At 68.5% G+C, this 14,805-nt stretch carries 16 protein-coding genes and 1 pseudogene; 4 read left to right on the plus strand and 13 right to left on the minus strand.

What is annotated here, in order from left to right; all coding sequences use genetic code 11:
• Nucleotides 1-34: 34 nt before the first annotated feature.
• Entirely contained in the window at nt 35-979 is a 945-nt protein-coding gene (locus KNN16_RS06630) for a ring-cleaving dioxygenase (RefSeq protein WP_303900204.1), read from the minus strand.
• Nucleotides 980-1,239: 260 nt separating this feature from the next.
• Nucleotides 1,240-1,341, minus strand: a pseudogene (locus KNN16_RS15140) (nucleotidyltransferase); the annotation flags it as partial.
• A 147-nt stretch (nt 1,342-1,488) separates the two neighbouring features.
• On the opposite strand from KNN16_RS15140, the gene KNN16_RS06635 reads away from it, so the two are divergent.
• On the plus strand, nt 1,489-2,934 hold the full coding sequence (locus KNN16_RS06635; protein ID WP_303900206.1) for a serine hydrolase: 1,446 nt from the start codon (nt 1,489-1,491) through the stop codon (nt 2,932-2,934).
• A gap of 18 nt (nt 2,935-2,952) precedes the next feature.
• Here KNN16_RS06635 and KNN16_RS06640 read toward each other — a convergent pair whose 3' ends face one another.
• From KNN16_RS06640 to KNN16_RS06655, 4 genes are all read right to left on the minus strand, one after another.
• On the minus strand, nt 2,953-3,627 hold the full coding sequence (locus KNN16_RS06640; protein ID WP_303900208.1) for a DUF1122 family protein: 675 nt from the start codon (nt 3,625-3,627) through the stop codon (nt 2,953-2,955).
• 76 nt (nt 3,628-3,703) lie between these two features.
• A complete protein-coding gene (locus tag KNN16_RS06645; RefSeq protein ID WP_303900210.1) occupies nt 3,704-4,375 on the minus strand; it encodes a glycerol-3-phosphate acyltransferase in 672 nt (223 codons plus the stop codon).
• A 41-nt stretch (nt 4,376-4,416) separates the two neighbouring features.
• Nucleotides 4,417-5,235 carry a molybdopterin-synthase adenylyltransferase MoeB gene (locus KNN16_RS06650; RefSeq protein ID WP_299287589.1) on the minus strand — a complete coding sequence of 273 codons (819 nt, stop codon included), beginning with the start codon at nt 5,233-5,235 and terminating at the stop codon, nt 4,417-4,419.
• Between the two features lie 213 nt (nt 5,236-5,448).
• Nucleotides 5,449-5,934, minus strand: a complete 486-nt coding sequence (locus KNN16_RS06655) for a peptidylprolyl isomerase (protein WP_299287592.1) — start codon at nt 5,932-5,934, stop codon at nt 5,449-5,451.
• A gap of 328 nt (nt 5,935-6,262) precedes the next feature.
• Here KNN16_RS06655 and KNN16_RS06660 point away from each other — a divergent pair, with 328 nt between their 5' ends.
• On the plus strand, nt 6,263-6,523 hold the full coding sequence (locus tag KNN16_RS06660; RefSeq protein WP_088571511.1) for a glutaredoxin family protein: 261 nt from the start codon (nt 6,263-6,265) through the stop codon (nt 6,521-6,523).
• Between the two features lie 121 nt (nt 6,524-6,644).
• Complete coding sequence (groES, locus tag KNN16_RS06665; RefSeq protein WP_299287598.1) at nt 6,645-6,980, plus strand: co-chaperone GroES; 336 nt, start codon at nt 6,645-6,647, stop codon at nt 6,978-6,980.
• Between the two features lie 179 nt (nt 6,981-7,159).
• Here the strand turns inward: groES and KNN16_RS06670 are convergent, their stop codons facing one another.
• The 5 genes from KNN16_RS06670 to KNN16_RS06690 form a co-directional block, all read right to left on the minus strand.
• Nucleotides 7,160-8,584 (minus strand): tetratricopeptide repeat protein, encoded by a 1,425-nt coding sequence (locus KNN16_RS06670; protein WP_303900215.1) that lies wholly within the window; start codon nt 8,582-8,584, stop codon nt 7,160-7,162.
• A 3-nt stretch (nt 8,585-8,587) separates the two neighbouring features.
• Nucleotides 8,588-9,517: a glycoside hydrolase family 108 protein gene (locus KNN16_RS06675; RefSeq protein ID WP_303900217.1), complete on the minus strand. Its 930-nt coding sequence runs from the start codon at nt 9,515-9,517 to the stop codon at nt 8,588-8,590.
• 169 nt (nt 9,518-9,686) lie between these two features.
• Entirely contained in the window at nt 9,687-10,391 is a 705-nt protein-coding gene (locus KNN16_RS06680; RefSeq protein ID WP_303900220.1) for a metal-dependent hydrolase, read from the minus strand.
• 32 nt (nt 10,392-10,423) lie between these two features.
• Nucleotides 10,424-11,392: an ABC transporter substrate-binding protein gene (locus KNN16_RS06685; protein WP_303900223.1), complete on the minus strand. Its 969-nt coding sequence runs from the start codon at nt 11,390-11,392 to the stop codon at nt 10,424-10,426.
• A complete protein-coding gene (locus tag KNN16_RS06690; protein WP_303900226.1) occupies nt 11,389-12,342 on the minus strand; it encodes an NAD-dependent epimerase/dehydratase family protein in 954 nt (317 codons plus the stop codon). The genes KNN16_RS06685 and KNN16_RS06690 overlap by 4 nt, the downstream gene beginning before the upstream one ends.
• A 96-nt stretch (nt 12,343-12,438) precedes the next feature.
• On the opposite strand from KNN16_RS06690, the gene KNN16_RS06695 reads away from it, so the two are divergent.
• Nucleotides 12,439-12,894: an FHA domain-containing protein gene (locus KNN16_RS06695; protein WP_273093015.1), complete on the plus strand. Its 456-nt coding sequence runs from the start codon at nt 12,439-12,441 to the stop codon at nt 12,892-12,894.
• A 49-nt stretch (nt 12,895-12,943) separates the two neighbouring features.
• Here the strand turns inward: KNN16_RS06695 and folP are convergent, their stop codons facing one another.
• Both folP and KNN16_RS06705 read right to left on the minus strand, forming a co-directional pair.
• On the minus strand, nt 12,944-14,329 hold the full coding sequence (gene folP, locus KNN16_RS06700) for a dihydropteroate synthase (protein ID WP_303900233.1): 1,386 nt from the start codon (nt 14,327-14,329) through the stop codon (nt 12,944-12,946).
• Entirely contained in the window at nt 14,307-14,795 is a 489-nt protein-coding gene (locus KNN16_RS06705) for a 6-pyruvoyl tetrahydropterin synthase family protein (RefSeq protein WP_303900236.1), read from the minus strand. Before KNN16_RS06705 ends, folP begins: the two co-directional genes overlap by 23 nt.
• Between the last annotated feature and the right edge of the window lie 10 nt (nt 14,796-14,805).

The following is a 14,805-nucleotide window of genomic DNA, read 5'->3' on the forward strand; positions in this document are numbered from 1 at the left end:
GCTTGCCCTTTGGTCCACCCGTGGGCCGTTGGGTTTAAGAGACCTCCAGAGGCGGCAGCGCCCGCTCGATCTCGCCCCGCTGGGGCTCCAGCCAGTCCGGCAACATCAGGCCCGTCCCCAGACGTTCCGGCGGCTCATCCACCGTGAACCCGGGCGGATCCGTGGCGATCTCGAAGAGCACCCCGCCGGGCTCCCGGAAATAGATCGAGCGGAAATACTTCCGGTCCATCACCGGGGTGACATAAAGCCCCCGCGCCTGCAAATGGGCTCGCCACGCCTGCTGCTCCGCGACGTCCTGGACCCGCCAGGCCACGTGATGCACCGTTCCCACCGCCACGCGGCCTCGAGAAGCCCGAGGATCGACGTGGAGATCCACCCACGCGCCCGGCTCCCCTGGGCCGATCTTCAGTCGGATCCGATCTCCTTCTGATCGCTCCACCCGGAACCCCATTTCCTCGATCAGGAAACGAAGCGTGAGCTCCGCAACGGTCTCCAGGAGGGTCACCGCGTGCAGACCCCGGATCGCATGCGCAGGGGGAACGGGACCGTCCGGCCAGCCTGGACGCTCCCCCGCCCGGGGATGGGCCGCCAGCTCCAGGGCCAAGCCGTCGGGATCCCGAAACCGCAAGACCACCTCTTCCTCTTCAAAGCGCGGGGCGATGCGCTCCACCACGACCCCGTAGGCTTGCAGCCGCTCCTGCCAGTAACCGATGGAGGCCTCCGGGATCGTGAGGGCGATGGCCATGACCTGACCCGCCCCCACCCGCCCCCGCGTTCCGCCCGGCCAGAGGAAGAACGTGAGCAGGGTCCCAGGTCGGCCCAGGGCATCCCCGTAATACAGGTGATAAGCGCCCGGGTCATCGAAGTTCACCGTGCGCTTGACCAGCCGCAGCCCCAGCACTTCCCGATAGAACCCCAGGTTCCCCCGCGGATCCCCCGCCAGGGCCGTCACATGATGAAGCCCCTGAATCCCCTCCACGCCCACCTCAATTTAAATCTCACTTTAGATTTAAGTTCTGTCTTCAGTATATCCTCGACCCGGGATCCTGTCAAGGGCATGGCGAAGGGCGGTGGCCCTTAGGTGATCCACATGGCCTGACCCCTGGGTGTGCCGGATCACGCGGATGCGGAGGTCTGCTCGTCGTCGAGGTTCTTCCGCTCGACGATGGTCAGCGGCGGGCCGTTCACAAATGGCAGCAATCGCTTCCAGGATGTCCCGCAGCCTTTCCTTGGGGTCTCTCATAGCGGCACCGCCTCTCGAAGCACACGCTCTCGGATACGCGGCTTGAGGCCGCGTTCCGTGACCACGTCCACCCGGCGCCCCAGGAGTTGCTCCAAATCGTAAGGAGACTTGCCGTCAAGAGGGATGAATCCGGTTGAGATGGAAGGCGTGATGATCGGATACGCCGAACCCTTTCCCAGAATCCCGGAGGGACCACCTGCTATAATGGGTGGGTGCTCAGACCTCAATCCGAGGAGGCGCCATCGATGCCGCGCGCGTGGAACCGATGGCTCAGCCGCGGGGTCGCCCTCCTGCTGGTGGGCTTCCTGATCTGGCAGTTCGCCCTCTTCCAGCAGGAGCTGCAGCGGATCCCCCGGACCTGGACCGTGGCCGGGCTGGCTGTGGGCGGACGCTCCATCGAGGAGGCGCTGGACGCGGTGGAGCGCGCCCTGGCCGCCCCGCTGCGCGTGCAGTATCAGGATCACACCCTGATGCTGGACCCCGCGGATGTGGAGGCGCGGCTCGATCGGGGTAAAAGCCGGGAGCTGCTCCAGCAAGCCTTATCCGAGCGCCAGCGCCCGGGCGCTTTCCTGCAATTCCTCTTCCGCCAGCCGCCCCCACCCCGGGATCTCCCGGTGGCGATCCAGGCCTCCCCGGAGAAGATCCGCCTGTGGCTGCTGGAGGTCGCCCGCCGCTTCGATGAGCCGCCGGTGGAGCCCCAGCCGGACCTGGAGCGCTTCGCCTTCACGCCGGGCCGCCCGGGCCACGTGCTGAACATCAGCCGCTCCGCGGAGCGCCTCCAGGCCGCCCTGGCTCAGGCGGACCCCCGCGAGGTCGCCCTGGTGGTGGACGAGAAGCCCGCCCCGCCCCTTTCCCTCTCCGCCCTGGGTCGGTTCTTCGAGGCTTACCTGAGCTCCTTCGACGGCACCGCCGGGATCTTCATCAAAGACCTGCGTCGTGGGGAAACCTGGATGCACAATGGAGACCTGCCGTTCTCCGGAGTGGGGGTGATGCGCCTGCCCGTGGCCCTCGCGGTCGCCCGGGCCCGGGACCTCATCCACGACGAGGCGCGCCGCCAGACGGTGTTCCGAATGCTGACCGATGAAACCGCCCTGCCCGCCCTGGATACGCTGCTGGGAGACCTCGGGGAGGGCGACCCGGCGAAGGGTGCGGAGCGGGTAACTGCGTTCCTGCGGGAGCTGGGGCTGGTGAACTCCTTCATGGCGTGGCCCTTCGACCAGCCGGGCACCCCGCCTGCAGTGGTGACCCCGGCCAACAGCCGGCCGGAGCTTCCCACCCATCCTGACCCGCGCCAGCAGACCACCCCGGAGGACCTGGGGGTGCTCCTGGAGATGCTCCGACAATGCGCTCAGGAGGGCGGACCGCTCCCCCTCGTCTCCGAGGGCGCCGTTCAACCCGGGGAATGCCAGTTCATCCTGGAGGCGATGACCCAGAACCGCCTGCTGGATCCCCAGGGTCAGCCCACCCTGCTGGCCGCCGGCCTCCCCCCCGGCATCGCCTTCGCCCGTCGGCCCGGCTGGACGAACGAAACCCGGGCGGACGCAGGGATCGTCCTCGCCGGGCGCGCCGAGTATGTGCTGGTGGTCTTCCTGCATCGCCCAATCTTAATGGAATGGGAACAGGCCGTGCGGATGATGCGGGATCTCTCCCGGATCACATCCCAGTTCTTCCTGGGGACGCCCTCGGAGTAAAGCAGGGGGCTCTTTCCATCAGGGGGCTTCGTCGGCCCCGCGGGAGCTCCAGAGGGAGAGGAGATCCTCCACGCGGCGTCGGGCGGCCGCGAACTCGGGCCGGGAGGTTCCCTCGGTGCGGCGCAGAAAAGCCCGGATCTCCTCCCACAGCGCATCGACCACATCCAGATAGCGCTCCCGATCCCGGGGCTTGAACCCCTGCAGCTTGCGCGGGCCCTCCCGCCATCCCTCCGCGATGGACCAGTCGCGGATGGGGAAGGCACACCCGGCATAGAACAAGCACATTCCCAGCGGGGTCAGGATCGGGGGGATCCCCAGCCGGAGGGCCTGCTCGGTCTCCCGATGGATCAGCTGGCTCTCGCCGAACGTCTCGTAGGCCAGCCCCAACCACCCTCCCGGCGGGATCAACTCGCCGATGCGTCGGAAGAACGCCCGCACCACCCGCTCCGGAAGCTCCACGGGCACGCCCTGGAAGCGAACCGGGTTCTGAAAGAAGCCATCGAGCCAGCCCGGGATCGGCTGCGGACGCGGACCGGCGGAGAGCCCCCGCAGGATCGGGCGCTCCGAAAGGAGGCCCTCGCGCTCCAGGTAAAACGCCACATAGCGCTGGCCGGCTGTGACGCTCCGGCCCTCCTCTCGCACCCGGATCCGATAATCCCCTGCCATCACGCCATCCAGGGTCTCCCAGCGCATGTTCCGTCCCCGGAGGGGAATCCCTGAGCGGAGGATAGGAGCGTGGACCTCTCCTGAGGTCTCACGCACGGGAAGGTCAGGCCGACGTCATAGACCGCTCTTTGCCTTCCGCCAGCCCGGAAGAGGCGGAGGCCTTGGGCTGCCCGGAGAAGCGCAAGCGGGGCTCGGTCCCCTCCCGGAGGCGCCGGAAGTTCGGGCGTAGGGCCCAGACGATCAGCCCGAGGGTGCCAAGCCCAAACAGGACCTCCGCCCATGGCCCCCCGAAGGCCACCGCGCGCAGGGCGAAGAGCCCAGGGACCACAAAAGCGAGGATCAAGGAAGTCATCGATGCGTATCCGGTGAGGGCAGCAAGGAGGGGAACCAGAGGCAACAGCACGGCCGCGACAGGGGGCCAGAGGGCGATGGCCGCCCCGAGGTTCGGAGCGGTCCCCGCTCCACCCCGAAACCCCAACCATATCGGCCAGTTATGGCCGGCCACGACCAAGATACCCGCCACCGCCCAGGCCAGAGGCTGGCCCGGAAACAGCATCCGGGCCCATTCGACCGCCAGGATCCCTTTCCCAAGATCCCCCAGGCCGGTGAGCAGCCCGGCCGCAAGCCCCCCGGCGCGCATCGCGTTGGTCCCGCCCGTCCGGCCGCTGCCGATCCGCCGCACATCCTGCCCGGTCAGCAGGCGAACCACCAGCCACCCCGTGGGGAACGATCCGATCAGATACGCGCCGAGGATCAGCATCCACACAGACCCCATCCCCTCCTCCGAATTTCAGATTGAGCGCTCCTCCCGCTGCCTCACGCGGGTGTTCGCGGGGCCAGGCCGCAGAACACCTCGTAATCGATGGGCTCGAAGACCGTGGGGTGATCTCCGCACACCGGACAATCCGGGCGGCGCTCCACCTGAACGCTCAACCATTCCGCCCGCAGCCCGTCGAAGACCAGCAGCCGGCCGGCCAGGGAGGTCCCCAGGCCCAGCAACCATTTCAGGGCCTCCAGGGCCTGGAGGGCCCCGATCGTGCCGGGGACCGCTCCAAAGACGCCTGCCTGCTGGCAATCCGGGATCAGATCGGGAGGCGGCGGGGCGGGTAAGAGGCAGCGATAACACGGGCGTCCGCCCGGCGGGACCATGCTGACCTGCCCCTCATACTGGAAGATCGCGCCCCAGATCAGCGGCTTCCGCTCCCAGACGCACACATCGCTCGCCAGATACTTGGTGGGGAAGTTATCGCTCCCATCGATGATCAGGTCGTAGTCCGCGACCAGCTGACGGGCGTTGGCGGCCGTGAAACGGGTCACGTAGGGGATCACCCGCACATCCGGGTTCAGGGCTTGAAGCCGCTCCCGGGCCACCTCCGCCTTCGGGCGCCCGAGGTCCTCCGTGCGGAAGAGGACCTGGCGTTGCAGGTTGCTGAGATCCACCACGTCGGGATCAATGATCCCGATGGTCCCCACCCCGGCGGCGGCCAGATAGAGGGCGATGGGGGATCCGAGCCCCCCTACCCCGATGAGCAGCACCCGGCTTTGCAACAGCCGGCGCTGCCCACGCCCGCCCACACCGGGCAGGACGATGTGCCGGGCATAGCGGCGGATCTGCTCCTCGCTCAGCGGGAACATCCTCACCGGCTCCGGCGAAAGATCCCCCCTCCCGATCGGCCGGACGTCCCGATGCGGGAGGGGAGCCAGGGGGCTTGAAAACCGCGGAACCCGCGGGAAGGCCCCCCGATATCTTATCGCCGTTCGGGGCGTTCCGGAAAGCGCCATCTCCCACCGGGACGCCCCGAATCGGGGAGGCGCCGGCCCGGCAGGAGGAACGCGATCCGCTGGAGATCAGCCCTCGTGGGGATGGCCGTGCTCCAGCTCCTCAGGGGTCGCCGGACGCAGGGCCAGGATCTTCACCGTGAAATGAAGCTCCTCCCCAGCCAGGGGGTGATTGAAATCGAGAGTGACCGTGTCCGGCCCCACCTCCGCGATGTAGGCCGGGAACGCCTCGCCGGTTTCGGTGTAGACATACAGGCCGACGCCTGGGGCCAGCGGGAAATCCTCGGGGAACTCACTGCGGGGGACCACCTGATAGGCGTCCGCGCGCCGTGGCCCATACGCGTCCTCAGGGGCCAGCCAGATCTCCTTCTCCTCCCCCACCGCCATTCCGTAGAGGGCTTCCTCCAGGGCGGGGAGGATCTCGCCGGCGCCCTGGATGAACGTGATGGGCTCGCTTTCCTCGGACGACTCCACCACCCGGCCGTCCTTCAGGCGAAGGGTGTAGGCCAGGGTCACCACCATGTTGTCCTGGACCGTCAATCGCTCTTGCAGCATGGGTTTGAACCTCCAGAAAAGTTAAAAGGGGCGCCTCCCGGCTTACGGAAGAGCGCCCCTCTTGCGAAAAGCCCCTGCCGCAAAACCGGCAGCGCGGTTGCCCTTATCATAACCGAAGCCGCCGTGAAAAGCAAATCACGCGCCTGGGCCATGCGCAAAGATCCGGGCGGGATCGCGCCCTCGGCCCTCCGGGTCGTGTCACCCTTTCAGGCCTTCGGGCATCTAAAATACTGAGAATTCATCCGGGCGATCGGCCGCTCTCGACGCCCCTCTGGGCGTGGATGGCCCGTCCGGAGGCGAACCTTCTGGTTTCCGAGGAGGAGCCGCGATGGCAGGGACCGGGAAATGGCCCCGGGTGATCATCTTCACCACGCCCAACTGCCCATGGTGCCGGGCCGCCAAAGAATACCTCCGGCAACGGGGAGTGCCCTTTAAGGAAGTGGATGTGAGCCGGGATGCGGCAGCGGCCCGCGATCTGGTGCGCCGCACCGGCCAGATGGGTGTGCCGGTGCTGGATATCGGTGGTAAAATCGTCATCGGCTTCAACCGACCCCAGATCGACGCGTTGCTCGGGTTGAGGAAAAAGTAAACGACGCGCTGCGCGATCTCCTGACGCCGCGAAGAAGCCGGGATCCGGAGAGGAAGCATGCATCGCTCCGGATCCGGGCGGTGGATCTTCAATGAACTTCAATGAAGAGGAGGGAACAGCGATGGCGGAAGAGCGCTTCCCGTGGCAACCCCTGGGCAGCCGGGTGGTCATCCGCCCGGTGGAGCAGGAGAGCCGCACGCCGAGCGGCCTGATCATCCCGGAGACCGCCAAGGAGAAACCCCAGGTCGGGATCGTGGTCGCCGTCGGCGACGATGAGTCCATTCGGGTGCGTGTGGGGGATCGGGTGCTGTTCCCCAAATATTCGGGGAACGAGGTGAAGGTGAACGGCGTGGAGTATCTCATCCTCGACGCCAACGACCTGCTGGCCTACGACACGGAGACGCGGGCCACGCTGCCGGAGCCGAAGCCCACGCGCAAAGGCCGGCGCAAGGCATAAGGAAGGCATAAGGATCGAGCCCCCTGCGGCTCTCGGGCGGATCCCATTCCGATGGCGCAAGACCCCCAACCCGGGCGCCGAGGCCTCCGGCGCAGGCGCCCGGGCGCTTCCGCGACCCAGGCACAGAGTGGAAAAACTGGGGGGCGGATGGGCATCCGCCCCCCGGCCTCAGATTCCGCTTAGGGGCCCAGGCGCTCCCGCACCCGCGGGGGCGGCTCCTCCCCGGGTCGCAGTGCCAGATACCGCCGGTAGAACTCCCGTGCCTCCTCCTGCTTCCCCAGGTCCCACAGGGCATCGCCCAGATCCAGATACGCCGGCGCGTAATCCGGAGAGAGGACGATCAGACCTCGCAGGATGGGCTCCGCCTCGCGGGCCCGTCCACTCCGGGCCAGGTAACGGGCGTAATGGGCCAGGGCCTCCCGATAGAGCGCCGGATCCAGAGAGGGGCCATAGAAGGCTTCTCGGGCCCACTCCTCCAGGGAACGCGACCGAATGGCCCAGTCCTGGGGGAGGAAGGTTGGACCCTCCAGCTCATAGGGGAGCGAGGCGAGGGTGAGGGCCGCGTGAAGGGCCCGCGCGGCCCCCGCTGCGTCCCCGGCCTCGGCGCGCCGCTGGGCCACCGCCAGCCCCTGGCGCAACGCCTCCGTGGCCAGCTCGGGATCCTCATCCACCTGACGGGTGAAGGCTCCCTCTTCATACGCCCGCAGGGCCTCCTCCAGCTCCCCCGCTTCCACGTGGCGGCGGACCTCCTGATAGGTGTCCGCGGCCGGGTTCGCCCGTTCCACCCCCATCGACCGGAAGCCCTTCCCGTCCCACTCCGCTTCCAGGGCCGTCCCCCCTCCTCCGCTCATCGCGTTCACCCACTGGATGCGATCCGCCTCGCAGAGCACGTAATACCGCTCGGGATCCCGCTCCCTTTCCGGCAGCGCCGACAGCCCGGGCGCCTCTCCATGAAATGGGCCGTCCAGCTGGAGGATATAGAAGCCCACGATCAGGAAGAGATGATCGGCGATCGAGCAGATCTGCGCGTCCACCAGCGGGGGGATGGCGGACGGCTCTCGGCCGAAGCGCGCGGCGATCCACTTCCGCCCCCACTCGGGCAGGGGCTCGGTGCCTCCCAGCGCCGCGCCTCCCGGCCGTCCCGCCAGGGAGAGGGCCAGGACCCATTCCACCCGCAAGCCGGCGGGCGCGGCATCCGGGCGGAGGCCGCCCTGGGGATCCAGACACCGGCATCCCCGACCCACCAGCGCGAGGGCGTCCGCCCGGATGCGTTCTCCCCGCTCGGGTTGCCCTTCCTTCTGCGCCCGGACGATCTCGCGGAGGGCCTGTTCCATCCATGCGTTGAGGCGCTCGGCCGGCAGCGGCGGCGCGCCGGCGGCCTCATACGCCGCCCGGGCCGCCGCCCAGTCCCCCTTTCGGATCGCTTCCTCCAGCGCCTGAAGCGAACCCGGCGTCGGCGAGGCCGGGATCTTCACAACGATAGGTGTGCCCTCGGCGGGCGGCTGCGGCGAGCGGGCTGCAGGCGTTCCGGGCGCAAGCGGGGAAGGCCGCCCGCAGCCGACGAGCACGCTCAAGGCCATCAGGCTCAGAAGGATCGTCCGCATCGCTTACCTCCTCCACATCCTGCGGAAGCGCTCCAGGATCGTCGCGTAGGCAGGATCTTCAGCGGCCCGGGCCTCCAGGGCCTGCTCCACCTTCCGCTCAAAGGAGGCCGCGAACTCCGGGTCCCCCGTGGCGGCCTCGGCCAGATCCCGCAGCCGGTTCAGCCAGCCCCCGAGGAACTTCCGCTGGGAAGGGAACCGGTGGGCGAGCTCCAGGTAGTGGTTCAACCGCAGATCCAGATAGGCCTCCGCCAGCTCCCGGGGGCTGGAATACCCGCCTTCCTGAGCCCGCCTCAGGAACTCCCGGGCGCGCCCCGTCCCCATGTTCACCGCCGTGTCGAAGTGGATCATGGCCAGGGCCGGAGAAGGGATGGTGGCCGCTCCGGATGACGCCCAGTATCGCTCCAGGTAAATGGCCCGGGCCTCCTCCGGCGTGAGGGCGCGGACGTCCTGAGGAGGCAACCCCTTCTCGCGGCGCCAGGCGTCATAGGTGCCCTGGGTGATCCCCATGTTCGTGGCGCCGCCGGGATCATCGGGGTCGTGGACATATCCCCCCTCCCATCGGCGGACGAAAGCGTAGGCCTCCTCGAAGGATGCGGAGAGAGCGGCCGTGGGGAGCGCCCCCTCCCCGACGCGTTCCTCGGCCCGCTCCACCATCCGGGCCGCCTCCAGGAAGGCTTCCTCCAGGTGGAGGAGGGCCTGCTCCAGGGTGTCCGCCAGGATCCGCACCCGCGCCGACGCCTGCCCCAGATGCCCCCGGGGACGCTCGGTTTCCTCCTCGAACCGCCGCCCGGGGGTCGCGCGCACCGTCCGCAGCAGGGCGATCCCTATCCGCTGCGCCCGCCGGAAGGTCTCCTCCCAGACGGAGGCCCACGCCCGCAGCTGCCGGATCACCTCCCGTATCCCCTCCAGATCGATCTGCAGAGCCTTTTCCATAAAACGGCCTCCCTCAGCACGTTCTCCACAGCCTGACCCCATGGGATGCGCTTTCGCTCATAAAGATGATAGCCACCACGCTGATGCTCGGGGTCGAATGAGGGGGTGCGGGATGGAAGATGAGGCGAAGCCCGGAGGGGAAAAGAGCGGGGCGCTTTTCACCGCGCGGTCAGGCTCCGTTCAATCCATCGCCCTCCACGACGCTCCGCATCCGCCACGTGATCCAGAGGACGCGGGGATAAGCCCAGAGGAGGAACGCAGCGCCATCGAGGAAGTTATACTGCGACGCCGGCAGAAGGAGGGCCAGAGGGGTGAACAGGGCACCGAACCCCAGCTGGACCTTCACCTCTTTCCTCAGAGAAGCGAGCTCCCTCTCACCCATGCCCCGACGCTGAGCCTCCTTTCCCAGGACGAAGAGATAGGCTGCAAAGGCGCAGAAGTTCGCCGCCCGCAACAGGTTCTGAACCGGATCGGGCAGGACCACGCTCGCCCACAGGTTCACCGACCACAAGGGCCAGAGGATCCCCACGCCATCGAACCAAGCGAGCAAATCGGGGAGGATGTGCAGCCCCACGCTTCCCAGGAGCCATCCTCCGGCGAACGCCATTCGCGCGCGATCCCCGCGAAGGCGGGCGCTCCCGGCCAGCACCAGGGCGACGCCGATCGCAAAAAAGAGGGAGTGGGTCAGGGTGCGGTGGAACAGCGCCTCCGCCCGCGCCGGGTCCATTCCCAGCACGACCGCCACACCCTGAGGATAGGTGTCCAGATCGGGCAACAGGGCCCCGGCCATCAAACCCAGGGCGAACCCCCGGGGAGCCGGACGGAGCCGAAGGACGCTCAGGGCGAACAGACCATGCAGTCCGGGCTGCGGCATCTCCCTCTCCAGACGCCTTTCCATTCACCGCTTCACGGCATGTCCACCCACAGGGCCGGCACCTTACGCAGCCGCCCTCCGTCCCCCTCCCAGATCCCCGTTCGGCCCTCCCAGCGGAAGGAAGGGAATCGGCGCGCCTGCAGCAGCGCCCACGCCAGATCATAGCCCAGGGCCGCATAAGGGCCCGGCGGCGTCCCCAGGGAGAGCGCCCGATATGCGGCGACCCACCCCGGATCGTCCACCCGCCGGGTCTCCGCCACCACCCGGATCCCGGGGTCCCCCGGGATCAGCGCCCGGAGATCCGAGTGCAGGAGCCCCGGGCCGCCGAACAGGAGACCCCGCCAGCCCGCCTGCCGCCAGCGCCGCGCGGCCTCCCCCGCGTGGACCGCCCGGCCATCGAAGAGCACCGGCTCCTCTCCCCGGGGATCCGCCTCAGTCCACCGCGCCTCCACCACCTGCCATCCCCGGGCGCGGATCATGGCCACAGCCTCCGGCCCGAACCATTGCTCCTCCCCATCCCGGACCATCCAGAAGCGCGATCCAGACGCTTGGGGAAGGCTGCCCATCAGGGCCTCCACCATCGTGGAGGTGTCCGCCGCCGTGGCCATCGCCCCTGCAGGAACCCGGTCCGCCGGAAGCAGGGGGGCGATCCACAGGACGCCGGCCTCCCGGTAAACCGGAGCGGCCGCTCGCGTGGTCTCCGGCCGGAAATGGCCGATCACCGCGATCAAACCGGGACAGGCTGTGATCTGACGCGCCCGCTCCCGCGCCCGCTCCGGATCCCCCCCGTCGTCCAGGGCGAGGAGCATCGCCCACGGCCCATCCGGATGCCGGGCGTTCCACTCTCGGATCGCCAGGCGAGCCCCGAAGATCAGATCGTAACCGATCGCGCGATCCCGCCCCTCGAACGGAGCGACCAGGCCGATGGTCCAGAGCTCCGGGGAGCGACATGCAGTCAGCCCCAGAAGCCCGATCAGGAAACCCGCAAGCCTCTTCCTCACCGATACGCCCCTCCACCGCCTGCCCGGCCCGCCCGGGCCTCCAGGTAATCGGCGAGGGTGGCCGGGGTGTCGAATTGATAAGCGAAGGAGGTCAACCGGGCGATGCGGCTCCCATCCACCACCCACGGCCAGCGCAGGTAATGGAGCAGCGCCGGCGGCGCCTCGGTGACCGCCCGCCATCCCATCCGCCAGGCTACCGCGGCCAGGGGATATAAGAGGGCCCAGGGAAGGGCCACGGCCCGGGCTCGGGCGTGCCGGACCACCTCCTGGAACGGCATGGGGTTCGGGGCCCCCAGGTTGTAAGGGCCCGACGGTCCTTCATGGAGCAACGTCGCCAGGGCCTGGGCCACATCCTGCTCATGGATCAGCTGGAGCGGCGGGTTGGCCCCCCAAGGGAGAAACACAAAGGGTTTCTCCAGGCTGCGGGAGAGATAGTTCCGCATATGGGGGCCGGCGACCACCACCGGCCGCACGAGGATCACCCGGGCCTCCGGATGCTCGCGGGCGTAACGCGCCGCCATCCGCTCCAGCTCCAGCTTGTCCTCCACATATCCGAACCCCGGGCACCCGCGCAACGGCGCGTCCTCCGTCAGCGCAGGCGGGTTGTCGGGATACGCCCCGTAGACCGTGGCGCTGCTGAGGAGGATCACGGTCTCCACCCTTGCCTCCGCGCACGCCGCCAGCACGTTGGCGGTCCCCAGCACGTTCAGCGCCCGTTCCGCCTGCCGATCCCGCATGGGATCCACGGCGAAGGCCAGGTGGATCACTGCCTTCACGCCACGGGCCCGAAACAGGGCGCCCATGGGCTGTCGCACATCATGGCGGACGAACTCCGCGCCTTCCGGAAGATGGCGCGGCGGGCGGATGTCCAGGGCCAGCACCGCCGTGCCGGCCAGCCGCTCGAGCAGGCGGGACCCGATGTAGCCGCTGGCGCCGGTGATGGCGATCATCGCGACCCCCTTGCCGGAACGTCCGGGATGCTATAAATTGGGAACAGGTGGACTGAGGGAAGAGACACGAACCCCTCGCAAGGGCAGGAATCCGGCATGGCGGAGATCGAACCGACAACCCCGGAGTCTTCCGGGAATCTAACGCCCCCGGATGCGGAGCGCTGGCAGACCGCTCCGCTGGCCGAGGGGGAAACGGAGGTCGAAAGCCCGTCCCCCAAGGCCCCGGCGACGCTGCTGCGCCTTCGGATCGCCCAGAGCGGCCGCACCATCGAGGTGCGCACTTCCCAAGTCTGTGAGATCGGGCGGCCGGACCCCGGCCTTGGCCTCTTCCCGGATCTGGATCTCTCTCAGGAGGGCCCGGAGGCGATCTGGGTCTCCCGACGTCATGCATGCATTTTCTACCATGACGGACATTTCTACATCGAGGATCTGGGAAGCACCAACGGAACCTATCTCAACAACAAGCGCCTGGTCTCCGGTCTCCCCTACGCCCTCCAGGATGGAGATGAGCTGCGCTTCGGCCGCATCGTCGCCCACGTGCACATTGAGTAAACGTCTCCCCCGTGATCCCCGCGAAGGTCCCCCCTGAGCGCCGCGACGGTCAAGCCGTCCACGGCGGCCCGCGGCGGACGATGGCGTCGGCCATGCGGGCGACCCGGGCCATCGCCTGGACATCGTGAACCCGGACGATATCGGCCCCGCGGGCGATGCAGAGGGCCACGACGGCCGCCGTGCCCTCCAGCCGCTCCTCCGGCGGGAGGTTCAGGGTGTAGCCGATGAAGGATTTGCGGGAGGGCCCCACCAGAATGGGGAAGCCCAGCTCCCGCAGCTCCCCCAGGCGGTCGATCAGCTCCAGGTTCTGCGCCACGGTCTTGCCGAACCCCAGCCCGGGATCCAGGATGATCCGGTAAGGGGGGATCCCGGCGGCGCGGGCGGCCTGCACCCGTTCCTGAAGATGCGCTTTGACCGCCGCCACGATGTCTTCCTGCACCGCGCCCTCATAGCGAGCGCCCAGCCGGGGGTCCCGCACCACCGCATCCCGGCGGCTCCGGTTGTCCATCAGGACGATGGGGACGCCCAGCTCGGCCGCCGTCTCCGCCATGGCGGGATCCGCCCGCATCGCCCAGACGTCGTTGATCAGGTCCGCCCCAGCCTCCACGGCGGCCCGGGCCACCTCCGCTTTATAGGTGTCGATGGAGATGGGGCCCAACCCCTCCTCCGCCAGCCGTCGGATCACCGGCAGCACCCGGCGCATCTCCTCCTCCGCAGGCACCGGCTCCGCGCCGGGTCGGGTGCTCTCCCCGCCCACGTCGAGCAGATGGGCCCCCGCGGCCTTGAAGCGGCGCGCCTGCTCCAGGGCCGCCTCCACCCAGTCCGGCCCCTTCAGCAACCCATCCCCGGAGAAAGAGTCCGGGGTGACGTTCAGGATGCCCATCACCAGGGTCTCCCGTCCCCAGTAAAGGAAACCCCGCCCCACGCGCATCGGCGCCCGAGCCCATAGACGGATCCCGACGGCGGGCAAACCGGCGGCCAGGTCCGCTGCCGTCCGTCCCAGACGGGGGTGTCGCCACTCCGGGGCCACCTCCGCCAGCGGCGTCATCACGAAGGCGCGCTCGGCCATGCGCGGATGCGGCAGGGTTAGCGCCTCATCGTCCAGACACAGATCGTCGTAGAACATGACATCCAGATCGATGGGGCGAGGACCCCAGCGCGGGCCCGGCTGACGTCCCATCGCCGCCTCGATCGCCTTACAGGCTGTCAGCAGCTCGTAAGGGGAGCAATCCGTAGTGCCGAGGCAAACTGCGTTCAGAAAGAGGGGTTGGTCCACAACGCCCACGGGCTCCGTCTCGTAGAAGGAGGAGACGGCCTCGATCTCCACGATCTCCAGGAGGCGTTCCAGGGCCTCCCGCAAGGCCGCGTCCCGATCCCCCAGGTTGCTCCCCAGGGCGATGCCCACGCGATGCTTACGGCGTCGCAGCGGCGGCATGGAGCACCTCCCGGTGGATGGCGCGCTGGCCGAAGGATTCCTCCACCTCGATCTCCAGGGCGTGCAGGCGGAGCCCCTCTGGCAGGCGCGCCCGCAACCGCCCCGCGAGATAGCGAGCCAGCCACTCCGCCGACGTGTTGGGGATAGGCAGGATGCGCACATCCTCCAGGGGGAACACGTAGCGCTTGCGATCCACCTCCGCTTCCACCTGATCCTCCTCGATCCGCAGGCGCAGCCGCGGGTGCTCCGCCGGCAGCAGCACCCGGTGATCCAGCTCCTCCACCAGCGCCTTCACCAGGCGCTTCAGGGCGACAAAGTCCATCACCATGTCGTCCCGGAGCTCACCCTCCAGGGCCACCGACACCCGGTAGTTGTGGCCGTGGAGCGGCTCGCTCCCTTGCGGGAAGATCATGAAATGCCCGGCGCAGAACACCAGGTTGTCCTGAGCAACCTGCACGCGATCCATCCACAGCCCT

The organism is Thermoflexus hugenholtzii (assembly GCF_018771565.1).
GTDB classification, from domain to species: Bacteria; Chloroflexota; Anaerolineae; order Thermoflexales; family Thermoflexaceae; genus Thermoflexus; species Thermoflexus hugenholtzii_A.

What these genes read in the sequence shown, in the direction of transcription:
- KNN16_RS06660 (WP_088571511.1), top strand. Translation starts at nt 6,263, where the DNA reads ATGGCAGGGACCGGGAAATGGCCCCGGGTGATCATCTTCACCACGCCC.
- KNN16_RS06690 (WP_303900226.1), bottom strand. Translation starts at nt 12,342, where the DNA reads ATGATCGCCATCACCGGCGCCAGCGGCTACATCGGGTCCCGCCTGCTC.
- KNN16_RS06695 (WP_273093015.1), top strand. Translation starts at nt 12,439, where the DNA reads ATGGCGGAGATCGAACCGACAACCCCGGAGTCTTCCGGGAATCTAACG.
- KNN16_RS06655 (WP_299287592.1), bottom strand. Translation starts at nt 5,934, where the DNA reads ATGCTGCAAGAGCGATTGACGGTCCAGGACAACATGGTGGTGACCCTG.
- KNN16_RS06650 (WP_299287589.1), bottom strand. Translation starts at nt 5,235, where the DNA reads ATGTTCCCGCTGAGCGAGGAGCAGATCCGCCGCTATGCCCGGCACATC.
- groES (WP_299287598.1), top strand. Translation starts at nt 6,645, where the DNA reads ATGGCGGAAGAGCGCTTCCCGTGGCAACCCCTGGGCAGCCGGGTGGTC.
- KNN16_RS06705 (WP_303900236.1), bottom strand. Translation starts at nt 14,795, where the DNA reads ATGGATCGCGTGCAGGTTGCTCAGGACAACCTGGTGTTCTGCGCCGGG.
- KNN16_RS06670 (WP_303900215.1), bottom strand. Translation starts at nt 8,584, where the DNA reads ATGCGGACGATCCTTCTGAGCCTGATGGCCTTGAGCGTGCTCGTCGGC.
- KNN16_RS06635 (WP_303900206.1), top strand. Translation starts at nt 1,489, where the DNA reads ATGCCGCGCGCGTGGAACCGATGGCTCAGCCGCGGGGTCGCCCTCCTG.
- KNN16_RS06680 (WP_303900220.1), bottom strand. Translation starts at nt 10,391, where the DNA reads ATGCCGCAGCCCGGACTGCATGGTCTGTTCGCCCTGAGCGTCCTTCGG.
- KNN16_RS06675 (WP_303900217.1), bottom strand. Translation starts at nt 9,517, where the DNA reads ATGGAAAAGGCTCTGCAGATCGATCTGGAGGGGATACGGGAGGTGATC.
- folP (WP_303900233.1), bottom strand. Translation starts at nt 14,329, where the DNA reads ATGCCGCCGCTGCGACGCCGTAAGCATCGCGTGGGCATCGCCCTGGGG.
- KNN16_RS06640 (WP_303900208.1), bottom strand. Translation starts at nt 3,627, where the DNA reads ATGCGCTGGGAGACCCTGGATGGCGTGATGGCAGGGGATTATCGGATC.
- KNN16_RS06645 (WP_303900210.1), bottom strand. Translation starts at nt 4,375, where the DNA reads ATGGGGTCTGTGTGGATGCTGATCCTCGGCGCGTATCTGATCGGATCG.